General features: G+C 70.5%; 24 protein-coding genes. 14 read left to right on the forward strand and 10 right to left on the reverse strand.

The features are described from left to right. Nucleotides 1-77: 77 nt before the first annotated feature. Nucleotides 78-2,240, forward strand: a complete 2,163-nt coding sequence (locus ACTJKK_RS11025) for a peptidase C14 (RefSeq protein ID WP_440748011.1) — start codon at nt 78-80, stop codon at nt 2,238-2,240. A gap of 103 nt (nt 2,241-2,343) precedes the next feature. Here the strand turns inward: ACTJKK_RS11025 and ACTJKK_RS11030 are convergent, their stop codons facing one another. Genes ACTJKK_RS11030 through ACTJKK_RS11040 form a run of 3 tightly spaced genes read right to left on the reverse strand, consistent with a single transcriptional unit; the run spans nt 2,344 to nt 4,529 of the window. Beyond that, nucleotides 2,344-3,009, reverse strand: coding sequence for an SDR family oxidoreductase (locus ACTJKK_RS11030; RefSeq protein ID WP_247623869.1), 666 nt, complete (start codon nt 3,007-3,009; stop codon nt 2,344-2,346). A 30-nt stretch (nt 3,010-3,039) separates the two neighbouring features. Next, the gene (locus ACTJKK_RS11035; RefSeq protein ID WP_440748012.1) at nt 3,040-3,873 is read right to left on the reverse strand and encodes an SDR family NAD(P)-dependent oxidoreductase; all 834 of its coding nucleotides are present in this window, start codon (nt 3,871-3,873) and stop codon (nt 3,040-3,042) included. Next, nucleotides 3,870-4,529, reverse strand: coding sequence for a GntR family transcriptional regulator (locus tag ACTJKK_RS11040; RefSeq protein ID WP_440748013.1), 660 nt, complete (start codon nt 4,527-4,529; stop codon nt 3,870-3,872). The genes ACTJKK_RS11035 and ACTJKK_RS11040 overlap by 4 nt, the downstream gene beginning before the upstream one ends. Before the next feature lie 117 nt (nt 4,530-4,646). Between ACTJKK_RS11040 and ACTJKK_RS11045 the strand changes: the two genes are divergently transcribed. The 4 genes from ACTJKK_RS11045 to ACTJKK_RS11060 are packed head-to-tail and all read left to right on the forward strand — an operon-like array spanning nt 4,647 to nt 8,704. Beyond that, entirely contained in the window at nt 4,647-6,065 is a 1,419-nt protein-coding gene (locus tag ACTJKK_RS11045) for a hypothetical protein (protein ID WP_440748014.1), read from the forward strand. Further along, complete coding sequence (locus ACTJKK_RS11050; protein WP_247623865.1) at nt 6,062-6,817, forward strand: SDR family NAD(P)-dependent oxidoreductase; 756 nt, start codon at nt 6,062-6,064, stop codon at nt 6,815-6,817. Before ACTJKK_RS11045 ends, ACTJKK_RS11050 begins: the two co-directional genes overlap by 4 nt. Further along, a complete protein-coding gene (locus tag ACTJKK_RS11055) occupies nt 6,814-7,911 on the forward strand; it encodes a mandelate racemase/muconate lactonizing enzyme family protein (protein ID WP_440748015.1) in 1,098 nt (365 codons plus the stop codon). Before ACTJKK_RS11050 ends, ACTJKK_RS11055 begins: the two co-directional genes overlap by 4 nt. Further along, nucleotides 7,904-8,704, forward strand: coding sequence for an SDR family NAD(P)-dependent oxidoreductase (locus ACTJKK_RS11060; RefSeq protein WP_440748016.1), 801 nt, complete (start codon nt 7,904-7,906; stop codon nt 8,702-8,704). The genes ACTJKK_RS11055 and ACTJKK_RS11060 overlap by 8 nt, the downstream gene beginning before the upstream one ends. A 268-nt stretch (nt 8,705-8,972) precedes the next feature. On the opposite strand, the gene ACTJKK_RS11065 is transcribed toward ACTJKK_RS11060, so the two are convergent. Both ACTJKK_RS11065 and ACTJKK_RS11070 read right to left on the reverse strand, forming a co-directional pair. Continuing rightward, the gene (locus tag ACTJKK_RS11065) at nt 8,973-9,281 is read right to left on the reverse strand and encodes a nuclear transport factor 2 family protein (RefSeq protein WP_440748017.1); all 309 of its coding nucleotides are present in this window, start codon (nt 9,279-9,281) and stop codon (nt 8,973-8,975) included. 40 nt (nt 9,282-9,321) lie between these two features. After that, complete coding sequence (locus ACTJKK_RS11070) at nt 9,322-10,071, reverse strand: SDR family NAD(P)-dependent oxidoreductase (protein WP_440748018.1); 750 nt, start codon at nt 10,069-10,071, stop codon at nt 9,322-9,324. A gap of 148 nt (nt 10,072-10,219) precedes the next feature. On the opposite strand from ACTJKK_RS11070, the gene ACTJKK_RS11075 reads away from it, so the two are divergent. From ACTJKK_RS11075 to ACTJKK_RS11095, 5 genes are read left to right on the forward strand one after another with little or no spacing between them, the layout of a single operon-like run. Continuing rightward, nucleotides 10,220-11,158, forward strand: coding sequence for an ABC transporter substrate-binding protein (locus ACTJKK_RS11075; RefSeq protein WP_440748019.1), 939 nt, complete (start codon nt 10,220-10,222; stop codon nt 11,156-11,158). A gap of 14 nt (nt 11,159-11,172) precedes the next feature. Further along, complete coding sequence (locus ACTJKK_RS11080; protein WP_440748136.1) at nt 11,173-12,207, forward strand: iron chelate uptake ABC transporter family permease subunit; 1,035 nt, start codon at nt 11,173-11,175, stop codon at nt 12,205-12,207. Continuing rightward, nucleotides 12,204-13,271 (forward strand): FecCD family ABC transporter permease, encoded by a 1,068-nt coding sequence (locus ACTJKK_RS11085; RefSeq protein ID WP_440748020.1) that lies wholly within the window; start codon nt 12,204-12,206, stop codon nt 13,269-13,271. The genes ACTJKK_RS11080 and ACTJKK_RS11085 overlap by 4 nt, the downstream gene beginning before the upstream one ends. Next, on the forward strand, nt 13,264-14,112 hold the full coding sequence (locus tag ACTJKK_RS11090; protein ID WP_440748021.1) for an ABC transporter ATP-binding protein: 849 nt from the start codon (nt 13,264-13,266) through the stop codon (nt 14,110-14,112). Before ACTJKK_RS11085 ends, ACTJKK_RS11090 begins: the two co-directional genes overlap by 8 nt. Next, nucleotides 14,109-15,005, forward strand: coding sequence for a siderophore-interacting protein (locus tag ACTJKK_RS11095; protein WP_440748022.1), 897 nt, complete (start codon nt 14,109-14,111; stop codon nt 15,003-15,005). The genes ACTJKK_RS11090 and ACTJKK_RS11095 overlap by 4 nt, the downstream gene beginning before the upstream one ends. Nucleotides 15,006-15,164: 159 nt before the next feature. On the opposite strand, the gene ACTJKK_RS11100 is transcribed toward ACTJKK_RS11095, so the two are convergent. Both ACTJKK_RS11100 and ACTJKK_RS11105 read right to left on the reverse strand, forming a co-directional pair. Then, nucleotides 15,165-16,796 carry an amidohydrolase gene (locus ACTJKK_RS11100; RefSeq protein ID WP_440748023.1) on the reverse strand — a complete coding sequence of 544 codons (1,632 nt, stop codon included), beginning with the start codon at nt 16,794-16,796 and terminating at the stop codon, nt 15,165-15,167. A 77-nt stretch (nt 16,797-16,873) separates the two neighbouring features. After that, nucleotides 16,874-18,154 (reverse strand): MFS transporter, encoded by a 1,281-nt coding sequence (locus ACTJKK_RS11105; RefSeq protein WP_440748024.1) that lies wholly within the window; start codon nt 18,152-18,154, stop codon nt 16,874-16,876. Between the two features lie 162 nt (nt 18,155-18,316). Between ACTJKK_RS11105 and ACTJKK_RS11110 the strand changes: the two genes are divergently transcribed. Beyond that, a complete protein-coding gene (locus ACTJKK_RS11110; protein ID WP_440748025.1) occupies nt 18,317-19,201 on the forward strand; it encodes a LysR family transcriptional regulator in 885 nt (294 codons plus the stop codon). A 26-nt stretch (nt 19,202-19,227) separates the two neighbouring features. Further along, nucleotides 19,228-20,196 carry a C-terminal binding protein gene (locus ACTJKK_RS11115; protein WP_440748026.1) on the forward strand — a complete coding sequence of 323 codons (969 nt, stop codon included), beginning with the start codon at nt 19,228-19,230 and terminating at the stop codon, nt 20,194-20,196. Nucleotides 20,197-20,605: 409 nt separating this feature from the next. Here the strand turns inward: ACTJKK_RS11115 and ACTJKK_RS11120 are convergent, their stop codons facing one another. Together ACTJKK_RS11120 and ACTJKK_RS11125 are read right to left on the reverse strand one after the other, a co-directional pair. Next, nucleotides 20,606-21,451, reverse strand: coding sequence for an SMP-30/gluconolactonase/LRE family protein (locus ACTJKK_RS11120; RefSeq protein WP_440748027.1), 846 nt, complete (start codon nt 21,449-21,451; stop codon nt 20,606-20,608). Beyond that, nucleotides 21,448-22,275 carry a hypothetical protein gene (locus ACTJKK_RS11125; protein WP_440748028.1) on the reverse strand — a complete coding sequence of 276 codons (828 nt, stop codon included), beginning with the start codon at nt 22,273-22,275 and terminating at the stop codon, nt 21,448-21,450. The genes ACTJKK_RS11120 and ACTJKK_RS11125 overlap by 4 nt, the downstream gene beginning before the upstream one ends. 63 nt (nt 22,276-22,338) lie before the next feature. Here ACTJKK_RS11125 and ACTJKK_RS11130 point away from each other — a divergent pair, with 63 nt between their 5' ends. Beyond that, nucleotides 22,339-23,178, forward strand: a complete 840-nt coding sequence (locus ACTJKK_RS11130; RefSeq protein WP_440748029.1) for a Gfo/Idh/MocA family oxidoreductase — start codon at nt 22,339-22,341, stop codon at nt 23,176-23,178. A gap of 70 nt (nt 23,179-23,248) precedes the next feature. Continuing rightward, nucleotides 23,249-23,833 carry a TetR/AcrR family transcriptional regulator gene (locus tag ACTJKK_RS11135; protein ID WP_247623848.1) on the forward strand — a complete coding sequence of 195 codons (585 nt, stop codon included), beginning with the start codon at nt 23,249-23,251 and terminating at the stop codon, nt 23,831-23,833. A 20-nt stretch (nt 23,834-23,853) separates the two neighbouring features. On the opposite strand, the gene ACTJKK_RS11140 is transcribed toward ACTJKK_RS11135, so the two are convergent. Next, nucleotides 23,854-24,291, reverse strand: coding sequence for a VOC family protein (locus ACTJKK_RS11140; RefSeq protein WP_440748030.1), 438 nt, complete (start codon nt 24,289-24,291; stop codon nt 23,854-23,856). Between the last annotated feature and the right edge of the window lie 10 nt (nt 24,292-24,301).

The raw sequence follows: 24,301 nt of genomic DNA on the forward strand, positions 1-24,301 counted from the left end.
GGACTGAACCGGATGTTGCGTGACGACCGCGAGGCCGCACGCCCGACCGCGGCCACGCTGCCGCAAGGAGGTACGACATGACGATCACGCACGACACCGACAGCACCACCTCGACCGCCGCGCTGCGGAGCAGACGCGTGCTGCTCGCCGGGTTCGGCGCCGCCGCCCTCGGCGGTGTGGCGGCGGTCGCGGTGCAGACACCCGCGCAGGCCGCCGGCCCGGTGGCGCCGATGAGCTCTTCGGGCTCGAAGGACGTCGGCAACGCCGGTCTCGCGACCGACCTGCCCTCGCTCAAGGGCAAGGCGGGCGACCTCGTACGCACGAGCGGTTACGCGGCGCCGGGTGACGGTGGCCACGGCCTCTACCGCTTCGTGAAGAAGGACGCGCCGGCCGTGAACGGCGGCACCGTCATCGCCGCGCGGAAGGAGGGCGCGTGGGTGCTCGTGCATCACGGCGTCGTCGACTTCCGCGCGTTCGGGATCATGGACGCGAGCGTGAACGCCGATGATGCGCTCGATGCGATGGTGAACGATCCGAGCATCCACCGCGTCGAGGCGCACAGCGACCTCAACTTCGTGCGTCGGCACATCTTCCGCCGCTCGGGCATCGCGTTCGATTTCGGCAACCACCTGATGACGACCGTCGGCATCGAGAACGCCGGCAAGGACGACCCGTTCGCCGCCGTGATGTTCTTCCAGGGCGAGGTGACGGGTGCGGCGCAGGAGGCGCGCCTGAACGAGGTCGTGCCCGACCTCGGCGACGTCTTCCCGGTCGCTGATTCGTCGTTCTTCACGGTCGGCGACTGGTACGCGGCCGAGGTGAACGCGCTCGCCGGCCGCTGGGAGCGCGAGCTGCAGAGACTGGTGCAGGTGACGCAGATCGTCGACGGCACGCACATCCGCATCAACTACAAGAACGGCTGGCCGCTCGCCGCCGACCGCACGATGACCTGGCGTCACGTGCTGCCCGTGCAGGACGTGACGGTCTCGAACCTGAAGTTCCTCGGCACCGGGACCGACGAGTACACCGGGTCGCACCCCCTCGCCTTCGAGTACGCGGTGCGCTGCGACGTCGACCACATCGACGGAACCGGCACCTTCTGGCCGCTGATCCAGCGCCGCTGGAACACCTACTACTCGACGGTGAGCTGCACGCTCAAGAACCCCACCTCGGTGACCTGGGGCGGTGCCGGGTACCTGACGCAGCAGATCTACTGCCTCTACGGCTACGTCGCGAACTGCCACACGGCCAACGCGCGCCACCTCAACGACTTCACCGCGAGCGCCTACTGCCTCGTCGAGAACTGCCACGGCGACGGTGACGACCAGGGACCGTTCGTCACCCACGGGCAGTACGAGCACGACCTCACCTACACCGGCAATTCGGGGCTCATGACCTTCGCGAACTCCGGCGCGGCGTGGGGCTCGGCGGCCAAGCGCATCACGGTGCGCAAGCACGTGTGCTCGTGGTTCGTCGCCCGCGTGCGCATCACCGACCTCACGCTCGAAGACGTGCAGGTCATCGGCAAGCCGTCGCTCGCGGGCTCCGGCATGCTGTGGATCAACGCCGACGGTGCGCAACTGCGCGGGTGCACGGCATCCGACACGCTCATCATCACCCAGCAGTCGGATGCCTCGTCACGGCCGAACCTCATCGAGGGCTCGCACGTCACCTTCGTCGCGGCCGGCGGGGAGCTGACGAGTGCGGCCGTCACCACCCCGGTCACCTTCGTCGACACGGTGCTCAACGGAGTGGGCGGGCTGAAGATCACGGGCCCGGGTGCCGTGACGTTCCGGGGGTCGACGCTCGTGGGAGCGGACGACGCCGCACCGATCGTGTCGCAGTCGGAGCGGCTGCGGTTCGAGGGCTCGACCCTGCGCAACGCCCGTGTGGCGGCGGCGCGGGGGGAGCGCCAGACCATCGAGGTCGCGGGGTCGGACGTCGTGAACGTCGGCGGCACGGGCCTGGCGCGCACCGGAGCGGGCGAGCTGCACGTGGCGCTGTCCGACAGCACGTTCCGCGCCGAGGGGGCGGCGACGCACGTGTCGATCACGACCGGCGCCACTCACTACCGCGCGGTCGGCAACCGCTTCGAGGGCGGCGCGATCGAACTCGGCGACGGGGCTTTCGGGCCGTCGTCGACGCTCGTGCACACCGCCAACGTCGAGTCCGGCGTGACGCGCACGGCTTTCCCCGCCGCGGGCGACCGCGTCGTCGACACCGCGAACGTCACGGTCTGAGGTGCTCATGCGTGGGCCCTTCGTCTCGCTTCGCTCGCTCAGGAACCGGTTCCTGAGCGAGGAGCGCAGCGACGAGACGAAGGGCCGCCGCGCGGCATCCGCGTCAGTAGCGGGCCGAGAAGCCGCCGTCGGTGTGCAGGAGCTGGCCGGAGATCCACCGACCCTCGGGCGAGAGCAGGAAGGCGGTGATGCCGGCGATGTCTCGCGGCGTGCCCGCACGGCCGAGCGGATGCATCGGGGTCAGCGCATCGCGGATCTCGTCGTCCATCCATCCGGTGTCGATCGGCCCCGGGTTGACGACGTTCGCCGAGATGCCCTGCGGGCCCAGCTCGCGGGCGGCCGAGATCACGATGCGGTCGAGTGCGCCCTTGGATGCTCCGTAGGGGAGGTTGCCGGTGGTGTGGTCGCTGGTGAAGGCCACGACCGCACCGCCGTCGGGCCCGACCTGACGCGCGAAGGCGGCGATGAGCAGCAGACTCGCGCGCGCATTGACCGCGACGTGCCGGTCGAAGCTCTCCGCGGTCGTGTCGAGGATGCCCGACTCCACGTCGTGGGCATGGCTCAGGACCAGGGCCGAGAGCTCGCCGTGGTCGCGACGCACGCGGTCGATCAGGGCTTCGGGCGCGGCCGGGTCGGAGAGGTCGGCGGGGTGGTCGCCGCTGTCGAGGTCGCTGGTCACGACGGTCCAGCCGTCGGCGCGCAGACGGGGCACGATTCCCGCGGCGATGCTGTTCGACCGTGCGGCTCCGGTGACGAGTGCGAGAGGCATTCCCGAAGAGTATCGAAGTCGCCGGATCCCCTACAGCCCGACGAGCTCGGCGCTGCGCTGCCAGAGGGCCTCGGCGAGGGCGGGGTCGTCGACCTGCGGGTTGGTCTTCGACGACAGCGTGCGCTCGTCGTAGTAGGCGCCCGAGAACCACGTCTCATCGGGAGTTCCCTCGATGAACCAGCGCAGGATCGCGCCGCCCTCCTCTGTGCTCGTGAGCAGCAGCTTGCCGAGGAAACTCCGGTAGACGAGCCGCATCAGGCTCGACGAGTCCGAGGCGAAGTTCGTCTGCACGGTGCCGGGGTGGAAGGCGACCGAGCTCAAGCCGTCGGGGTGGAACTTCGTGTGCAGGCTCTTCGTGAAGAGCACGTTGGCGAGCTTCGCGTCGCCGTAGGCCTTGTTGGCGCTGAACTTCTTCGAGTTGTCGAGGTCGTCGACGTCGATGTGCCCGAAGAGCCGGTGCCCGACGCTCGACGTGTTGATCACCGCCGCCTTCGACGCCAGCAGCGTCGGCATCAGCAGGTTCGTCAGCAGGAACGGCGCGAGGTGGTTGACCTGGATGGTCTTCTCGAAACCGTCGACCGTGGGCGTGCGGTCACCGAAGATGCCGCCGGCGTTGTTCGCCAGCACGTGGATGCCGTCGGCGCCCACGGCATCCGTCAGCTTCGCGGCCAGCTCGCGCACGTCGTCGAGGCGGGCGAAGTCGGCGAAGAAGTACTCGGCGCCGGTGTCGTCGGCCACGGCCTTCGTCTTCTCGGGCGAGCGCCCGACGAGGATCAGCCGGTGGTCGGTCGCGGCGAGCTGGCGGGCCGCGGCCGCGCCGATGCCGTCGGATGCTCCGGTGAGGACGATCGTTCTGGCGGTCATGCGTCTGCTCCTGTCGTCGGGGTGATGCGTTCGACCGCTCGGGTGATGTGCCCGGCGACGACGGTGCGCACTCGGTCGGGGTCGCCGCTCGCGAGCGCGTCGACGATCTCCTGGTGGCTGCGCACGTGCTCCTCCTGCTCGTCGACGTCGAGGGCGGCGTTCGCGGCGCGGATGAACCCGGCGATGCGTCCGCGCAGCTGCGCGCTGACCTCGTCGAGGAAGCGGTGCTCCGCCAGTTCCGCGAGCGTCTCGTGGAACAGCCGGTCCTGCCGCAGCACCTCGTCGACGTCGCCGGGGGCGGCGGCGCCCATCGCGGTGACGATCGTCTCGAGACGCGCCGCGGCATCCGCGTTCCACCTCTCCTGCACCCGGATCGCCATGAACTGCTCGAGCACGATGCGCAGGCTCGAGATGTCGTCGAGATCGGATGCCGTCAACTCCGCGACCCGTGCACCCCGGCGGGGTTCGCGCACGATGAGCCGCTCCTCGGCGAGCCGCGTGAGGGCTTCGCGCACCGGGATGTGGCTGACGCCGAGGCGGTCGGCGAGCTTGCGCTCGACCAGGCGCTCGCCGGGGGCGAGCTCGCCGGAGTGGATCGCGGCGCGCAGCTCGTCGGCGACCTGCTCGGCGATGTTCTGGTCTGACACGGTGCGCATCGGGGGAGTCCTTCCGAACGGGCGGCGATCGGCGGAGCTCGGGGTTCCGAGGTCGCACGCTCGCACCGATGCTATGGCATCGGTCGATGAGACGGCCGAACGACGGGATCACCCACGATGAACACCGCTCTGGGCGACAGCATCCGCATTCCGCGCAGCGCGCTGCGGGTCGGGGTGGCGCGCCGAGACATCACGCCGCCCAGCGGCATCCGCGCCAAGAACTGGGGCCCCGCCGACTGGGAGCGCTCCGAGGGCGCGCATCGGCCGTTCGAGCTGACGGCCCTCGCCATGATCGGCGACGACGACCGTCCGCGTGTTCTGCTCGCGGTCGACGGCACCTGGTGGCGACGGGTCGCCGACGAGCAGGGGGTGCGCGGGTCGATCCTCGCGGGCCTCGGGCTCGCTCCCAACCAGCTCATGCTCTCGCTCTCGCACACCCACGCGGGCGCCGTGCTCTGCGCCGCCGACGCGCATCTGCCCGGCGGTGAGCTCATCCCCGGGTACCTCGATGCGCTCGCCACCGCGGGCATCGCGGCCGGACGCGAGGCGCTGAGCACCGCCGAGGTCGGACTGATCGAATGGACGACCGGACGCTGCACCCTCGCCGCCGACCGCGAACTCGATCTCGACGGGCGTGCGCTCGTGGGTTTCCACCCGGATGCCGTCGCCGACGACACCGTCGTGATCGGTCGGGTGAGCGTCGCGGGTCTCGTGCGCGCCACGCTCGTGAACTACGCCTGCCATCCGACGACGCTCGCGTGGCAGAGTCGCGCGGTGTCGCCCGACTACGTGGGCGCGATGCGCGAGGTCGTGGAGGCGGCGACCGGTGCTCCGTGCCTGTTCGTGCAGGGCGCGTCGGGCGAACTCGCCCCGCGCGAGCAGTACACGGGAGATGTGGCGGTGGCCGATCGTCACGGCCGCTCGCTCGGGCATGCCGTGCTCGCGGCGGTGGACGCGCTGCCGGTTCCCGGCGAGGAACTCACGCTCGATCGCATCGTCGAGTCGGGTGCGCCGCTGGCGGTGTGGGCGGGGCGCAAACCGGTCCCTGAGCGAGGAGCGGAGCGACGAGACGAAGGGCGCTCGGCCGGCGTCACGGCATCCGTCTCCCTCCCCCTGCGCGACCTGCCGACGCTCGACGATCTGGCGCGCGAGTGGGCCGACATCGATCCGCGCTCCCGCGAGGAGCGCCTCGGGCGCGCGCGCAACCTGCGCGAGGGGTACATCGACGGTCCGACCGTCTCGCACCCCGTGTGGGCGTGGCGTCTCGGCGATGCGGTGATCGTCGGACACCCGGGCGAGGCGTACTCGCGGTTGCAGAAGACCCTGCGCGCGAGGTTCCCCGAGAACCCGATCGTCGTGATGAATCTCACGAACGGACCCGGCTTCGTGTACCTCCCCACGCGCGACGCCTACCACCGCGGCGCCTACCAGGCCTGGCAGACCCCGCTCGCCCCCGGCGCTCTCGAGCTTCTCGAGGAGCACGCCGCCGACCTCGTCGCCGCGCTTCTGGCGACCACGACCCCAGGAGAGAAATGACCCGTCTCGTCGCCATCGTCACCGGAGGTTCCGCCGGCATCGGCTGGGAGATCGGCCAGCGTCTCGCGGCCGACGGCTACCTCGTCGTCGCCGCCGATCGCGTGCCCGGACTCACCGCCGGTGAGAACCCCGCCGGCATCCTCTGGCGCGAGCTCGACGTCACCGATCACGACGGCGTCGATCGCGTGTTCGGCGACATCGAAGCCGAGCTCGGGCCCATCGAGGTACTTGTGAACAACGCCGGGATCCAGCGGCATCGCGGGATCGAAGACCTCACGTGGAGCGAATGGCAGGCGGTGGTCGACGTGAACCTGCACGGCGTCTTCTCGGCGCTGCAGGCGGCCGGACGCCGGATGCTCGAGCGCGGCGACGGCCGCATCGTGAACATCTCGTCGATCTCGTCGCGCGGCTCGGCCGGACGCGCGCCGTACGCCACGACCAAGGCCGCCGTGATCGGTCTCACCGCGACCGCCGGTGCCGAGTGGGCCGCGCGCGGCGTGCGGGTCAACGCGGTCGCCCCGGGTTACGTCGACACCGGGGTGTTCCGTCAGGGCGTCGAGGCGGGCACGCTCAGCCTCGACACGATCCTGTCGCGCATCCCGGCCCGGCGGTTGGCCGAGGCGAGCGAGATCGCGGCGGCGGTGAGCTTCCTCGTGTCCGACGAATCGCGTTACATGAACGGGCAGACGCTGTACGTCGACGGCGGATTCCTCGTCGACTACGGTGTGCCGCTCGCGAAGAAGCCCGCATGACCGGCATCGCGCGCATCGACACGGCGACGGCGGTGCTGCCCCTTCCGGCGCCCCTGCACCTCGGCGCGATGACGGTGACCCGGCGCGAGTACAGCGCGGTGCGGGCATCCGACGCCGATGGTGTCTCGGGCGTCGCCTACTGCCTGTCGCGCGAGGCGCCGATGGCCGAGATCGTCGAGCGGCTCGTGGCGGGGCACGCGATCGGAGCGGATGCCGACGACCCCGCCGCGACATGGGACCGGATGCTGCGCGGCAGCGCGATCGTCGGGCGCGTCGGCCTCGTGCGCCGAGCCATCGGGCTGGTCGACATCGCGCTGTGGGATGTCGCCGCGCGGCGGGCGGAGATGCCCCTGTGGCGGATGCTCGGCACAGGGGACGCCCCGCGTGACGCGATGCTCGTGGCCGCCTACCCCTCGGCGGCGCGTGCGCCGCGAGAAGTCGCCCACGAGGTGCTCGCCCAGGCGGACGGGTGGTCGCAGGTGAAGATCTCGCGTATGCCCGATCCGGCATACATGCGCGAACTGTTGGCCCTGCTCGGCGATGATCTGCCGTCGGGGACCGGTCTCGTCGTCGATGTCGGCTTCGGCTGGCGCGATGCCGACGAGGCGCTGGCCGAGATCGCGCAGTGGGGAGACCCGCGCCTCGCCTGGCTCGAGGACCCGCTGCTCCCGGAGGACGCCGCGGGGTGCGCGCGCATCCGCCGCGAGAGCGGGCTGCGCGTGTCCGTCGGCGACGAGGTGACCGACCCCGCCGTGCTGCGCGCACTGGTCGAGGCCGAGGCCGTCGACGTGCTGCGCCTCGACGTGGTGGCGATCGGAGGAGTGACACCGGCCCGCGAACTCATCGCCTGGGCGTCGGATCGTGGCGTTCCGGTGTCGGGCCACGTGTATCCCGAGGTCACGGCGCATCTCGGCATCGGCGTCGAGACCTTCGCGCGCGGCACGAACCCCTACGACCCGGCGCCGTCGTTCATCGTCGGAGGGCCGGTGTTCGACGGCACGGTCAGGCCTACGGATGCCGCGGGCCTCGGGTTCACCCTCGATCCGGAGGTCTTCGATCTCGGCGCGTTCTCGGGAGGAGAGGGCGATGACTGATCCGATGCGCAGTGCCGTGGTGACCGGGAGCGGAAAGGGCATCGGCCGCGCGGTCGCCGAGCGGTTGACGGCCGACGGCTGGGTCGTGGTCGGGCTCGAGCGCTCGCCCGGCTCGGGGACGTTGGAAGCGGGTGTCGTGGCCGAGGTGGTGCTCGGCGACGCGGCGGATCGTGCGGTGCACGAGCAGGCCGCCTCGGTCGCCCGCGGTCTCGCGCCGCTGGCCGGGTGGGTGAACAACGCGGGGATCACGAAGCGCACACCGCTGCACGAGCTCGACGAACGCGTCGTCCGCGAGATCCTCGACATCAACGGCCTCGGATACCTCTGGGGGTGCTCCGCCGCAGTCTCGGCCTTCGTGGATCAGGGCATCGCCGGGGCGATCGTGAACATCGGCTCGATCCATGGGCGGGCGTCGTTCGTCGACCACGCCGCCTACGAGTTCACGAAGGGCGGCATCGATGCGCTCAGCCGCAGTGTGGCGGTGACCTACGGAGCACTCGGCATCCGTGCGAACACGGTCGCACCGGGAGGGGTGCGCACTCCGCACCTCGAGGCGCAGATCGCGGCATCCGCCGACCCGATAGCCGCCGAGCGCGCACTGTCCGAGGGGCCGCCCATGGGGCGCATCGCGCGGGCCGAGGAGGTCGCAGCGGTCACCGCGTTCCTGCTGTCGGACGCGGCGCCGTACCTCTCGGGGCAGTCGATCGCGGTCGACGGGGCGTGGACCGTATCCTTCGGCGACGTCGCCGTCGACCCCGCGCTGCGCGCCCGCTTCTCGGGTGACGGTTCCTGAGCGAGCGAAGCGAGACGAAGGGCCGCCCTGTGCTGCTTCGACGGGCTCAGCAACCCAGGGCTGGGTGTCTTGCCTCCACTGGTCCCTGAGTCCAACTGGGTCCCTGAGTCCAACTGGGTCCCTGAGTCCCACTGGGTCCCTGAGCCCAACTGGGTCCCTGAGCCCCACTGGGTCCGGGAATCCCACTGGGTCCCTGAGCTTGTCGAAGGGTCCCGCCCTGTGATGCTTCGACGGGCTCAGCAACCCAGGTCGGGGAGGCTCGTCCTGCCTACGCCTTGAGCATCGACGCCCGTGCGATGAGCCCGTCGACGACGTCGAAGGTCGCGATGGTCTCGGTCGCGACACCTGCGTTGATCACCTGCTCCTGTGCGACGACCCACCGGTCGCCGAAGAGCACGGTCTGCTCGATCACGCACGACAGCTCGGGGTTCTGCAGCCGCGGCTCGTAGAAGGCGCGGATCGCGGCGCCGCCGACGATCGGCTCGGGTGCGACGCCGGTGATGACGGCATCCGGCGCGTACGTCGCGACGAAGGCGTCGAGGTCGTGCGCGTTGAACGCGTCGAGCTGATCCTGCACGGTCCGCTCTGCGGATCGAGGGCCGGGGGTGCGGATGCCGTCAGTCAATGCGAACACCCCCGTTGACGTCGTACGTGGCGCCGGTGATGAAACCCGCCCGCGGCGAGGCGAGTGAGGCGATGATCCAGGCGACGTCGGCCGGCTGTCCGAACGCCCCGAGCGGGATCGATGCCTCGAGCTTCGCGCGTCCCTCGCCCTGCAGCTGATCGGTGATCGCACTGGCCACGGGCCCCGGGGTGACGGCGTTGACGCGAATCCCCTCCGGCGCCAGGTGGCGGGCGAAGCTGCGGGTCAGCGCCAGGATCGCGCCCTTGCTCGCGGCGTAGTGCAGTCCGGTCTGCAGGGCGCCCACCTGTCCGGCGATCGACGACAGGTTGATGACGCTGCGATCGCCCGCGGCGGCGCGCAGCAGAGGTAGCGACCCACGCGTCAACAGGAACGTGCCGCGCACGTTCGTCTCGAGCACGCCGTCCCACTCCTCGATGTCGATCTCGTCGTAGGGCGTGTAGGGGCACACGCCGCCGTTGTTCACGAGCACGTGCAGTTCGCCCCAGGCATCCGTGATCTCCGCGACCAATGCATCGATCGAGGCGGGGTCGCGCAGGTCGAGTCGCGAGACCCGCACATCGGGCGCCCCGGCCGCGCGGCAGTCCTCGGCGACACGAGCGGCCTCGGCCTCGCGCCCGGTGTAGGTGAGCCAGACGTCGAGCCCCTCGCGGGCGAGTTCGAGGGCGGCGGCCGTCCCGATGCCGGAGCTGGCCCCGGTGATGAGTGCGCGGCGAGTGTCCATCCCTAAACGCTATAGCAAAGATTGTCGAAAATGAATGCCGCGGCTAGACGGACTCTCGGCACTCTTCGCCACTCCTGTTAGGGTTGCCTTGCCAAACCTCGTTCGGCCCGATCGACCCCCCGACTCCCTCAGAAAGAGACGATTCGTCATGCTCTCACGTGCCCGTCGCCGCTCCGGCGCGCTCCTCGCCGCCTCGGCCTGCGCCCTCCTCCTGCTGTCCGGATGCGCGGCCGCCGACGCTCCCGCCGAGGGCGATGCCGCACCCGAGACCAGCGGAACGCACGAGGTCGACCACGCCCGCGGCACCACGGCCGTGCCCGACGACCCGCAGCGTGTCGTGACCCTCGAGCCGCTCGAGCTCGACACCGCCGTAGCAGTCGGCATCGAGCCGGTCGGGGCCGCGGTTGCCAGCAACGTCACCGGCGCTCCCGCCTACCTCGAGGCCGACGGCGTCGAACCCGTCGGTACCGTTCCCGAGCCCGACCTCGAGGCGATCGCCGCGCTGAAGCCCGACCTGATCCTCGGTACCGAGGCCCGCCATTCCGAACTCTACGAGCAGCTGTCGGCCATCGCTCCGACCGTCTTCATCGAGACGCAGGCCGACCCGTGGCGCGACAACGCGCTGCTCATCGGTGAGGCACTGGGCCGCGAGGACGAGGTCTCCGACCTGCTCACCGCGGTCGACGAACGCTGCGAGGCTCTGGCCGACGAGTACGCGGTCGACGGCCAGACCGTGCAGCTGATCCGCCCCCGCGACGAGACGACGCTGAGCCTCTACGGCCCCGTGTCGTTCTCGGGCAGCCTGCTCGAGTGCGTCGGATTCACGATCCCGGATCAGGACTGGGCCGATGGGCTGCAGGCCGACATCTCGCCGGAGAACATCCTGTCGGCCACCGCCGATCACGTCTTCGTCACCGTCGCCGACCTCGATGACGAGTCGGAGATCCCCGCCGCGCTCGCCCAGAACGCGGATGCCTTCCCCTCGGTGACCCCGGTCGACACCAGCTACTGGGTGTCGGGCGTGGGCCCGAAGGGCGCCCAGTCGGTGCTCGACGACATCGAGGCGTTCCTCGAAACGACCCGGTGACCATCGCCTCCACCATGAACATCGCGGGGGTGCCGCCGACGCGGCGCCCCCGCCGTCGTGCGCGCGCGGTCGGGGGGATCCTGATCCTCCTGGCCGCGCTCGTGTGCGCCGTGCTGCTCTCGCTCGCCGTCGGCGCCAACCCGCTCCCGCTCGACGCCGTGGCCGCAGCGCTGCGTGGCGACGGCACGGCGGAGACCGCCTACGTCGTCCTCGACCTCCGCGTTCCCCGCACGATCACCGGGCTGGTCGCCGGAGCCGCCCTCGGCGCCGCGGGAGCGCTCATCCAGGCTTTCACCCGCAATCCGCTCGCCGATCCCGGCATCCTCGGTGTGAACGCCGGCGCAGCGCTCGCGGTGGCACTCGGGGTGAGTCTGCTCGGCCTGCGCGATGCGTCGCAGTTCGTGTGGCTCGCCTTTCTCGGAGCCCTCGTGGTCACCGTCGCCGTGTACCTCGTCGGGTCTTCGGGCCGCGGTTCGGCCGACCCGATACGACTCACCCTCGCCGGGGTCGCACTCGGCGCGGTGCTGTCGGGCATCACGACCGGCATCGCGCTCAGCGACCCGGACGCTTTCGACTCGATGCGCAGCTGGAACGCTGGTTCTTTGCTCGGCCGTGGCTTCGACGTGATCGTGCCCATCGTGCCTTTCGTGCTGCTCGGTCTGGTGCTCGCCGTCGTGCTCGCTCCGGGGCTGAACGCCGTCGGCCTCGGTGAAGACGTCGCGCGTGCGCAGGGCGCGAACGTCGTCGGCATCCGCATCGGCGTGATCGTCGCCGTCACCCTCCTCGCCGGAGCGGCCACCGCGCTCGCCGGCCCGATCGCGTTCGTGGGGTTGATGGTGCCGCATGTGATCCGTTGGACGTTCGGCGTCGACCAGCGGGTGATTTTGCCGCTCTCGGCCGCGCTCGCCCCCGTGGTGCTGTTGCTCGCGGACGTGCTCGGTCGGGTCATCATCGCGCCCGCCGAGGTTCCGGTCGGCATCGTGGCCGCCTTCGTCGGCGCGCCCGTCCTCATCCTCCTGGCCCGTCGTCGTCGAGCGAGCGCGCTGTGACCGGGCCGTCGACGACGATCCGACCCACCCCGGTCGGCTACCGTCGCGTCCTGCTGCGCATTGGACCGGTACGGATGCCGCTGCGCCTGCGCAGTATCTTCGTGGGGATCGCCGCGGTTCTCGCCCTGTGCATGCTCGGCGTGATCGCGCTCGGCCTCGGCACCTATCCCGTAGCGCCGCAGGATGTCGTCCGCACGCTCTTCGGAGGCGGCGATGCCATGGACCGTACGGTCGTGATCGATTGGCGGCTGGCCCGAGCCGTCGCCGCCATCACGATCGGGGCGCTCCTCGGCATCGCCGGCGCGCTGTTCCAGACGGTGACGCGCAATCCACTGGCCAGCCCCGACATCCTCGGCCTCTCGAACGGGGCCTTCACCGGAATGCTGCTCACTCTGGTCTTCGTCTCGAGCGGGTGGCCGCAATTGACGGCCGGCGCTCTCCTCGGAGGACTCGCGACGGCGCTCGTGATCTGGCTCCTCGCAGCGCGCGGCGGTGTGCAGGGCTTCCGGTTGATCGTCGTCGGCATCGGCGTCTCGGCGATCCTCGCCTCGCTCAACACATGGATGCTGCTGCAAATCGAACTCGAGACCGCGATGTTCGCGTCGGCCTGGGGCACCGGATCGTTGAACGGCGTGACCGCCGGCCCGCTCCTGGGCGCGCTGCTGTGCGCGCTGCCGTTCGTCGTCGCGGCGATGGTGCTCGTGCCGTCGCTGCGGCAGCTCGGTCTGGGCGACGACATGGCGGCGGCGTCGGGCGCGCGACCGACGGTGATCCGCACGCTCGCCCTGCTCGTCGGCGTGGTGCTGGTTGCCGCGGCGACCACGGTCGCCGGCCCCGTCGCGTTCGTCTCGCTCGCCGCCCCGCAGATCGCCCGTCTCGTCGCCCGCACGCCCCAGCTCTCGCTCGTGCTCTCTGCGCTGTTCGGCGGCGTACTGCTGCTCGGAGCCGACCTGGTCGCGCAGCACGTGCTGCCCACCCCTCTGCCCGTCGGGGTCGTCACCGTCTCGGTCGGCGGCGCGTACCTCGTTCTGATGATCATCCTGGAGATCCGCCGCCGTGCTTGAGACCCCGCCCCCGTTCGACGATCCGCTCGCGTCCTCGCCCGCCCCTCGACTGGCGGCCGAGGAGATCACCCTCTCGTACGACCGCACCGAGATCGTGCGCGAGCTCTCCGTCGCCGTGCCGACCGGCGGGTTCACGGTGATCATCGGGCCGAACGCGTGCGGCAAGTCCACGCTGCTGCGCGGTTTGTCCCGCCTGTTGGCGCCGACGAGCGGACGCGTCGTGCTCGACGGGCGCACGATCAGCGCGTTCCCGGCGAAGGAGGTCGCTCAGCGACTCGGCCTACTGCCCCAGAGCGCCGTGGCGCCCGACGGCATCACGGTCGCAGATCTGGTGGCGCGTGGCCGCTATCCACACCAGAGTCTCGTGCGTCAGTGGTCGGATGCCGATGAGCACGCGGTCGCGCGGGCGCTGGAGGCGACGGGAACCGTCGATCTCGCCGATCGTCCGGTCGATGCACTCTCCGGCGGCCAGCGTCAGCGCGTCTGGGTCGCGATGGTGCTCGCGCAGGAGACCGACCTGCTCCTGCTCGACGAGCCCACCACCTTCCTCGACGTGGCGCATCAGGTCGAGCTGATGGAGCTGTTCGCGCAGCTGAACGCCGAGGGGCGCACGCTCGTCGCGGTGCTGCACGACCTCAATCATGCGGCGCGTTATGCGAGTCACATCATCGCGATGCGTGACGGGCGCATCCTCGCCGAGGGGCCGCCGGATGAGGTCATCACGAGCCAACGGGTGCACGAGGTCTTCGGCCTCGCGAACGTCGTGATCCCCGATCCGGTCACCGGGGGGCCCCTCGTGGTGCCCCTGCGCGGGACGGCGCCGATCGGAGGCCGGTCGTGACCGCCGAGCGGCGACCCGCGGAGCCCGCAGAGCGGCGGCCCGCAGAGCCCGCGGAGCGGCCGTGGGCGTACAGCGCGTTCCCCGTGCGGGTGAGCGCACGACGGATGCTCAGCCCGCACTTCGTCCGCCTGACGCTGGTCGGTGAGAGCCTGCGGAACTTCGCCGCCTGGGGCATGGACCAGCGGATCAAAGTGGTGCTGCCCCTGCCGGACGGCAGCTTCGCCGACACGGGACTCCTCGAGGAGCCCACCCCGCATCCCTCCGATTGGTACGCGCGCTGGCGTGAACTCCCGGAAGACGAGCGCAACGTCTTGCGCACGTACACGCCCGCCGCGATCCGCGCCGAGGTGGGGGAGATCGACATCGACGTCTTCCTGCACGAGCCCGCCGGGCCGGCGTCAGCCTGGGCGTCAACGGCGCAGCCGGGTGATCACCTCGTGGTGAACGGGCCTGACGCCCGGATGGGCTGGACGGGATACGGTCTGCACTGGCATCCGGGCGACGCGCGCCGGTTCCTGCTCGTCGCCGACGAGACGGCGTTCCCGGCCGTGCGCGGTATCCTCGCGACTCTGGAGTCGGATGCTGTCGGCGAGGTGATCCTCGAGTGCGCCGACCCGGCCGACGACCTGGTCTCCGCCGAGGTGCCCGAGGGCATCCGGGTGCAGCGTGTGCTGCGCGAGGGCGGCGACCCCCGCGTCGAGCAGGCGGTGCGCACCTGGGGTGCGGCGCACGGCGAGGAGGCGCGTGACGATGCGGGGTTCTACGCCTGGATCGCCGGCGAGTCGGGGACGACGACCTCGATCCGGCGCTACCTCACCGCCGAGCTCGGCATCCCGAAGGAGCGGGTGTCGTTCCTCGGCTACTGGAAGAGCGGCGGGCCGCTCGTCGGCTGAGATCTCCCGGACGTCCGTCCCGGCATCCGCACGTGCGTTTCGCACTGATCGGTGCGAAACGCCGGTTCTGAGCGCTCAGAGCCGGCGTTAGGCACCGATCGATGCACTCTGGACGGACGCCGCGCCCGACGGATGCCGAACCCGACGGATGCCGCACCCTCAGCGCTCGAACACGACTTCGCCGCCCACGACGGTCGTGGTCACGTACTGCTCCGCGATGCGCTCGGGCTCGATCTCGTACAGGTCGTCGCTGAGGGCGATGAAGTCGGCCAGCATCCCGACCTTCAGCGTGCCGGTCGCGTGCTCCTGGCCGACCGCGTACGCCGACCCGTACGTGTAGGCGCGAACGGCCTCGTCGACCGTCACGCGCTCGCGCTCGCCCAGCACCTCGCCGCCGCTCGTGCGCCGCAGCACCATGTCGCGGATCGACACGAGAGGGTTGGCGTCGGAGATGGGCGAATCGGTCGAACCGTTGATCACGATGCCGGCATCCGCCAGCGACTTCACGCGGTAGATGTCGTCTCGCCGGTCGGCGGCCACCGCCGCGGCCATGCCGTCGCCGAAGTCTGACACGAACACGCCCTGCGGCACGGGGATGACCCCCAGTCGCGCAGCGCGGGCGATGTCGTCGTCGCTCGCGAGGGCGAAGTGCTCGATGCGGTGCCGCACGTCGGGGCGCGGAGCGATGCTCTGCGCGTGCTCGATCGCGTCGAGCACGTGCGTGATCGCCCGGTCGCCGATCGCGTGGGTCGCGACCGTCCACCCGGCCCGGTGCGCCCCCACGATGTAGTCGCGCAGCGCCTCGGGCTCGTGCAGCAGCACGCCGAAATTGTCGGCCTCGCCGTGGAAGCAGGCGTGCATGGCGGCCGAGCGTCCGATGAACGATCCGTCGGCGACGATCTTCACCGGTCCGACGCGCAGCATGTCGTCGCCGAGACCGGTGCGGATGCCGAGGTCGAGGCCGAGCACGTCCTTATCGGGGAGGTCGGTGAAGGGGTGCAGCACCGTGATGTACGGCATGAGGGTGGTGCGCACCCGCAGCTGCCGCTGCTCGACCGCCGACTGGTAGGCGTGGTAGTCGAGCGGGCTGTTGCCCACCATCCGGATCTCGCCGATCCCCGGCTCGGTGACCGAGGTGAGTCCGTAGCTCAGGGCCTGATCGCTCGCGAGCCCCAGGTTGCGCTGCACCTCGTCGAGGCTCATCGGCCGTACGAGCGCGAAGATCGGGGCCATCGCCGACTCCTGCAGCAGGCCCTGCGGCCGGCCGTCGGCGTCGCGGGGGATGCCGCCGCCCGCGATCTCGGGGAACCCCTCACGGCCGGTGTACCCCGCGAGCTCGAAAGCCTTCGTGTTCGCGACCATCATGTGCCCCGAGACGTGCTCGAGGATCACGGGCCGCCCGCCCGCGACCCGGTCGAGCCCCTCGGCCGTCGGATGCGCCTCGAGGAAGTTCTGGTCGTAACCGGAACCCCGCACCCAGGCATCCGGCGCCAGCCCCTCGGCGTGCACGCGCACCGCCTCGTACAGCTCGTCGAGCGAGTTCACCGCGCCGGGGCGCAGGTTCAGCGACGCGAGACGGAAGCCCGTGAGTGAGAGGTGGTGGTGCGCGTCGTGGAACCCGGGCAGCACAGGCTGACCGCCGAGGTCGACCACCCGGTCCGCATCGACGCCGTGCAGGTCGTCGTCGAAGCCGACGATGCGGCCTCCCAGCACGCCGATGCTGTGCGCCGCGGGGCGGTCGGCATCGAGCGTGCGGATGCGGGCGTTGGTGAAGATGGTGTCGACGCGCATGGTCTCTCTCGGTTCTCGGGGTCGCTCGGGTGGTCGCTCGGCCGGCGGGACGGATGCCGGTCGGGCCGGGGCTGCCCTCAGGCCACGGATGCCGTGGCCGTGGCCGCGGTCTCGGCCTCGACCGATCGGGCGATGCGTCGCTGGAGTCCCCAGACACCGGCGATCGTGATGAGGATCATCACCGCGTAGAACACGGCCACACCCCACACGCTGCCGCCGGTCGAGTTGAGGATCCACTGGGCCACCAGCGGGGTCGATCCGCCGAAGACGGTCGCGCACAGCTGGTAGGCCAGCGAGACGCCGGAGTAACGGATGCGGGCCGGGAACGCCGAGGCGAGCAGCGTCGCGAGCAGCGCGTAGTAGGCGGTGCTGCCGATGATCGTGGCGTAGAGGGTGACCGTGATCCACAGGGGGGAGGCGGCCTGGATGGCGAGGAAGTACGGCACCGTGAGCACGACGCTGAGGATGAGGCCCGCGAGCATCACCCGGGCGATGCCGAACCTCTCGGCGATCTTGGCGGCGATCGGCTGCCAGATGAACTGCAGGATCGCCATGCCGAGCAGGATGTTGAGCATGAGCTGCCGCTCGATGCCCAGGGATCCGGTGGTCCAGGCGAGCAGGAACGTGTTCGAGAAGTAGGCGTTCGAGATGCCCATGACCGACGCGAGCATGCCGAGCCCGATCAGCAGCGGCGCGGTGCGGATCGCCACGAGCACCGGGGCGCTCACGACCTCCTTCGACTGCTTCGCCGCTTCGAAGTCGGGCGACTCCTCGACCTTCACGCGGATGACGAGGCCCACGATCACGAGGATCGCCGACACGAGGAACGGGATGCGCCAACCCCAGGTGATGAACTGCTCGTCGGGCAGCAGGCCCACGATGAGGAACATCACGGTCGCGAGGATGGATCCGGCGGGCGAGCCCTGCTGCACCCAGGCTCCGGCGAGGCCCTTCTTCTTGGCCGTGGCGTTCTCGGTCGACAGCAGCACGGCGCCGCCCCACTCGCCGCCGACCGCGAAGCCCTGCAGGCCGCGCAGCACGACGAGCAGGATCGGCGCGAGGATGCCGATCTGGGCGTAGGTGGGCAGGAGGCCGATCAGCGTGGTGGCGGTCCCCATCAGGATGAGCGTGAGCACGAGCACGTTCTTGCGCCCGAACTTGTCGCCGAAGTGGCCGAAGACGAGTCCGCCGACCGGGCGCATCAGGAAGCCGACCCAGAAGGTGGCGAACGAGGCGAGCAGCGCGGCGCCGGGTGCGACGTCGGGGTAGAAGACGCGGCCGAAGACGAGGGCGGCGGCCGTGCCGAAGATGTAGAAGTCGTACCACTCGATCGCGGTGCCGACGAAGGCACCCACCATCGAGCGTCGTTGCCGGGCAGAACTGATATCAGTGCGGGAAGCAGCCATCGGGAGGGCTCTCTGTCTCGGGGAAGGAGGGGGAAGTTCGGGTTCTGCCCATCCTGCGGTGATCACCCCATGCTCGTCCAATGAAGAAAACGGGGTGAGGTATACGGTTTACGTATGTACGGGGAACGCGAACTCGAGGCATTCGTCGCGGTGCTCGACACCGGGTCGGTCAGTCTCGCGGCAGAACGCCTGATCAGGACGCAACCGACGGTATCGCGGCAGATCGCCTCGCTCGAGCGCCAGGTGGGGGCATCCCTGTTCCGACGGATGCCGCAGGGCATGGTCGCGACCTACGCCGGCGACCGTCTCGAGCCGATGGCGCGCGACCTCGTGCGCCGGGGCCGGCGAGCGCGCGAGGTGATGAGCGGCATCGTGCTCAAGGAGCGCTCCTTCGTCGCCGCAGCCCCCGAGATGACGAGCGTGCTCGTGCTCGCGCCGTTCATCGCGGGCGGCGGACCCATCTCCGACGTCGTGGTCGCGACGCCGGTCGAGACCTACGACCGGCTGCGCTCCGGGGCCGATCTCGCCGTGACGACGAGTCCGCCGGACTCGCGGCTCAGCAGCATCCGCATCATGAACCTGCCCCTCTACTGCCAGCTGCCGGCGTCGCATCCGCTCGCAGCCGGGGATCTTCTCGAACTGGAGGATCTGCTGGCCGGCCCCTTCCTCACCTCGGGCACCGGATCGGCCGCGTGGACGCAGATCCAACGCGCGGCCGAGAGCGAGGCGTGGTCGGTCGAGATGGCGAGTTTCGGAGCGGATGCCCCGATCATCCAGGCCCGGTCGGCCGCCGGCCACGGGCCCTGCGTGGTCGTCGAGCCGCCGCGCTTCGGGTTGGTGTCGAAGCCGCTGCACCACCGCGGCATCCCGATGCAGTGCGCGCTGTACGCGAGTTGGGAGCGCACGCACTACGCGCGCGACGACATCCGCGGGGTGGCCGAGCAGCTCAGCGCCTTCGCCGCCGACCACGTGCTGAGCCTGTACGACGCGGAGGACTGAGTGCTAGATGCTATAGCATCGCACTCATGACAACGCCGTTCATCCTCGTCAGTGACTGCGACCTCCCCGGAACCGTCATCGAAGACACCCTCCGCGCAGCCGACCTCCGCGCCGGACGGGCAGCGTCCCCGGCGTCCGACGACCTCGCAACTCTCGGGGCGGATGCCACAGGGCTCGTCGTGCAGTGGGCCCCGATCACGGCCGAGGTGCTCGATCGGATGCCGAACCTGCGCATCATCAGCCGCGTCGGCATTGGTTACGACATGATCGACGTCGAAGCGGCCACCGCGCGCGGCATCGCGGTCGCCAACACCCCGAGCTACTGCATCGAGGAGGTCGCCGCGCACACCATCGCGATGATCATGACCCAGGCGCGGGGGCTGCCGGCCTACGACCGCGCGGTGCGAGCCGGCACCTGGAAAGCGGTGGACGCCCGGCCCCTCGCCGTGCGTCCGTCGACGACCACGGTGTCGGTGCTCGGCTTCGGCCGCATCGGATCGATCGTGGCCCGCGGATGCCGGGCGCTCGGTTTCCGGGTGCTCGTCGCCGACCCGTACGCGTCCGCCGACGGCATCCGCTCGGCCGGGTGCGAGCCCGTCGAGATCCCGGATGCCGTGGCGCAGGCCGACATCCTCACCCTGCACGTGCCGCTCACCGAGGCGACCCGGCACCTGATCGACGCTGAGTCGATCGCGACGATGAAGCCCGGAGCCGTGATCGTCAACACGTGCCGCGGACCGCTCATCGACGAGCGAGCGCTGGCCGATGCGCTGCGCTCCGGGCACTTGGGCGCGGCCGCGCTCGACGTCTTCGACGGTGAGCCGCTGGCCGCAGATTCCCCGCTGCGAGACCTCGAACAGGTGCTGCTCAGCCCGCATGCGGCGTGGTTCTCACCCGAGGCGCTCGCCGACCTGCCCGTGCACGCTGCCGAGAACGTGATCCGCTTCCTCGCCGGGGAATCGGTGCCGATCGTGAACCCGGCGTACGCCGGCTGAGCCGCGTCCCAGTTCCTCACGCTGAGGGGTCAAGACACGCCGCAGGCGGATGCCGCGGCACGGCGTGTCTTGACCCCTCACGGGACCCCGGGTCGCTGGCCCTTCGGCGCGTGTCGGTGCACGTTCGGGAAGAGATCTCCGCACGTTCGGGAGGAGATCTCCGCGTTAGGCGGAGGAATCCGCTGTTTTTCTCCTCCGTTGCGTGAGTTCTCCTCCCGAACGGGTGCCGAGCGGATGCCGCGCACAACGACGAGGTCGCTGGGTCAGGGGCCCTTCGACAGGCTCAGGAACCCAGCTTCTGACTGGGGCGCTGAGCCCGCTTCTGACTGGGGCGCTGAGCCAGCTTCTGACTGGGGCGCTGAGCCTGTCGAAGCGTCCCGCCCCGAGAAACCCGGTGCCGAGAGACCCGTCAGCCGGCGAACGCCGCCACGGGCACCCCGCTCACGCCGGGCTGCACGGCGAACAGTGAGCCCGCCTCGGTGCCGTGGTCTGCCCCCAGCCCCTGGGCCGAGGTCGTGATGAAGAGCGTGCCGAGGTCGTCTCCGCCGAACGTGCACGCGCTCACCTGGGGGACGGGCAGGTCGATCCGAGCGATCAGAGAACCGTCGGGCGCGTAGCCCCGCACCGCCGAACCACCCCAGAGCGCGACCCACACCGACCCGTCGGCGGCGACGGTCAACCCGTCGGGCGACCCCTGCTCCTCGGGGATCGTCACGAACCCTCGCCGCCCGCGCAGTTCGCCCTCGACCACGTCGAACACGTCGACCCGCTGCGTGACCGTGTCGACGTAGTAGGCCCGGGATCCGCCGGGGGCGAAGGCCACACCGTTCGAGACGGTCACGCTCGACAGCACCGTGGTGGTGTCGAGGTCGCCGCCGATCCGCAGCATCCGCCCCGCGGCTCCGGCGTCGCCGAGAGCCATCGACCCGGCGAGCAGCCGCCCGTGCGGGTCGACCGTGCCGTCGTTGAAGCGCGCATCGCCGAGGTCGAAGGTCGCGGCGACGCGCGCCGGTCCGTCTGGCGAATCCGAGAGGTGCAGCGAGCGCGCACCGAGGGCGACGAATCCGCCGCCGACGCGCGGGCGCACGAACGCCGCATACGTGTCATCGAGGTGGAGGCGATGGATGCCGTCGTCGCGCAGCGTCACGAGGTCGGCGGCGTCGCCGTCGACCCAGCGGACGCCGCCCCACGATGTCGACCAGACCGGCGCCTCGGCGTGCACGCAGATCGGGCCGGTGAGGTTCTCGGCCTTCACGACTGCTCGTCGGTGCGCCGCAGCGGCATCCGCTCGGGCTCGGGAGTCGAAGCCGTCTCCGGGCTCGACTCCGCACTCGGCGCAGAGGCAGCTGCGGCGGGAGCCGCGATCTCTCGCGCGACCTGCTTCTCGAGCACCTGCACGGCGTCGTCCGACAGCAGGATGAGACCGTCGAGCTCTTCGCGCACGCGCTTGTAGGCGACGTTGCGCTCGGCCTGCGTGGCCGACTCGTCGACCGCGACCTTGAGCAGCTGCTGCGCGCGATCGAGGCGCTTTCGCTCGGCGTCGGTGAAGGTCGAATCGCGCAGACGCCGGGCATCCTTCTCGGCGATCTCGAACGCGACGGCGTACGCCCCCACCGCGTCGAGGTACTCCGACACCTGCTGCTCGGTGACCTTGGCCTCGGCCGAGGCCGGGCGCAGTGCGTCGGCGGTGCGCTTCGCGCGCAGGAACGCGGCCGTGAGGGGCTGGCGCCCATCGCTCATGGCGGGGAAGGCGATGAGCTTCGCGACGTCGAGCTCGTAGTCGAGCCAGCGCGCGGTGATCTCGTCGTGCTCGGCGAGCAGGCGCGCGAGCAGATCGTTCGGAACGGGGGATGCCGTGGTGTCGACGACCGTCGTGCGCTGGCCCCGCGGTTTCTGGCTCAGTGCTCGCGCCTCGATCTGCGCGGTTTTGAGCTGCGCCTTCATGCGGAGGGTCTCGATCCGGCGCTCATGGCGGCGCTTGGCCGAACGCTCCCACGCCTTCGCAGCGCCTCCGGCCATGCCCATGATCGGGAAGATGAGCCACCAGTAGTCGCCCGCGAAGTCCAGCAACGGTTGCATGATGTGCCCAGCCTACTGGCGTGCGGCGACACCGCCGAGGCCCGTCTTCGAGAGGATGGAGGCATGGCAGCGCACCGCATCGGCATCGTCGGCATCGAGAACACCCACGTCGATGGGATCGTGCGCGCGCTCAACGTCGACGGCGTCGAGGATGCCCGGATCACGGCCCTCGTCGCCGGTGCGGCCGACCGCACGGAGCGGCTCGCCGAGCTCGGCGGCATCGAGCGCATCGTGACGGCATCCACCGACCTGATCGGCGAGGTCGACGCCCTGATCGTGGCCACTCGCGACGGGTCGACGCATCGCTCGCTCGCCGTGCCCTTCCTCGAGGCGGGCGTGCCGGTGTGGATCGACAAGCCGCTCGCGCTCTCGGTCGCCGATGCCGACGCGATCCTCGCCGCCGCCGGGTCGACGCCCGTCACGTCGTCGTCGACGCTGCGCTGGCTGCACGACACGGATGCCGTCGCCGCCGCGCTCTCCTCGATCGGGGAGGTGCAGAGCCTCGCGATCACCGGACCGGCCGATCCCGACGGACCCTACGGCGGCCTCTTCTTCTACGGCATCCATCTCGCCGATCTCGCCCAGCGCCTGGTTCCCGGGGTGCCCGAAGAGGTCGAGGTGGAGCACTCCCCGGGGCGCGTGCGCGCCCGATACACCGTCGGCGGGGTGGGGGTGACGCTCGATTTCGTGCGCCCGGAGGGTGAGGTGTCGGTGCCGTTCCGCGTGACCGCCGTCGGGAGCGGCGGGACGGAGAGCCGTGAGATCGTCGTCGGGTCCGACTACGTGCGTCCCGGTGTCGAGGCCTTCGTGCGCATGCTCGACACCGGTGAGCTCCCGGTACCGAGCGAGCAGATGACCGCGACGGTCGCCGTGCTAGCCGCGGTCGTGGCCGTGAGGTCGTGAGGCGCCCTCTTCGATGACGGCAGGCGCAGGAAATCGGTTTCTCGGTGGCATTCGAATCTAGAATGTGCGCATGGTGGCGCGGGGAAGGTACGCGAAGGGTGTGGCGAAGCGGGAGGAGATCCTGCAGGTCGCGCTCGACGTGGTGGCGGAGGTCGGTTATCGCAAGGCGTCGAATCGAGAGATCGCCGCGCGGGTCGGTCTGACCCAGCCCGGGCTCATGCACTACTTCGGCTCGCGCGAAGAGCTCTACATGGAGGTTCTTCGCGCCCGCGACGAGCGCGACCTCGGCGAGTTCATGGACCCCGACCCCACGTTCGCCGGGTTCCTGTCGATCATCGAGCACAACGTCTCGGTCCCCGGTCTCGTGCGACTCTTCGTCGAGTTCTCGGCCGAGGCCACGATGGTGGGGCATCCCGCACACGAGTACTTCGTCGAACGCTACGCGTGGGCGCGCGGCGTGCTCACGGGCGTGATCGACCGCGCCCAGAAGTCCGGGGAGCTCGGGGCGACGCTCGACCCGAAGATCGCGGTCGACATCGTGCTCGCCGCCGCCGACGGGCTCCAGGTGCAGTGGCTCCTCGACCCCGAGGTCGACATGGTCGAGCGTCTCTCTCGGCTGTGGGACGGCATCCGTCTGGCCTCCCGCCGCGACTGACGCGCTGCTCTCGCTCGGGATCAGCCGCGAGTGAGCTCCTGCGCGAGCATCACGATGATGCCGCTCGGGCCGCGCACGTAGGCGAGGCGATAGACGTCCTGGTAGTTCGCGACCCCGCGCAGCGGGTGGCAGCCGTGACGGGCGGCGATCTCGAGGGATGCGTCGATGTCGTCGACCGAGAAGGCGACCCGGTGCATCCCGATCTCGTTCGGGAGGGTCGGCTCGGTCTCGATCGCGTCGGGATGGATGTACTCGAACAGCTCGAGTCGGCCGTGGCCGTCGGGCGTCTGCAGCATCGCGATGCGCGCATGGTTGCCGTCGAGCCCCACCGCCGTGTCGGCCCAGTCGCCGCTGACGGTGTCGCGGCCGACGACCTCCAGGCCGAGGTCGGTGAAGAAGGCGATGGTGGCGTCGATGTCGCGCACGGCGATGCCGACGTTCTCGAGTGCGATGGGCATGCTCGGAATG

The sequence above is a fragment of the Microbacterium sp. 22179 genome (assembly GCF_052045715.1).
GTDB lineage: Bacteria > Actinomycetota > Actinomycetes > Actinomycetales > Microbacteriaceae > Microbacterium > Microbacterium galbinum.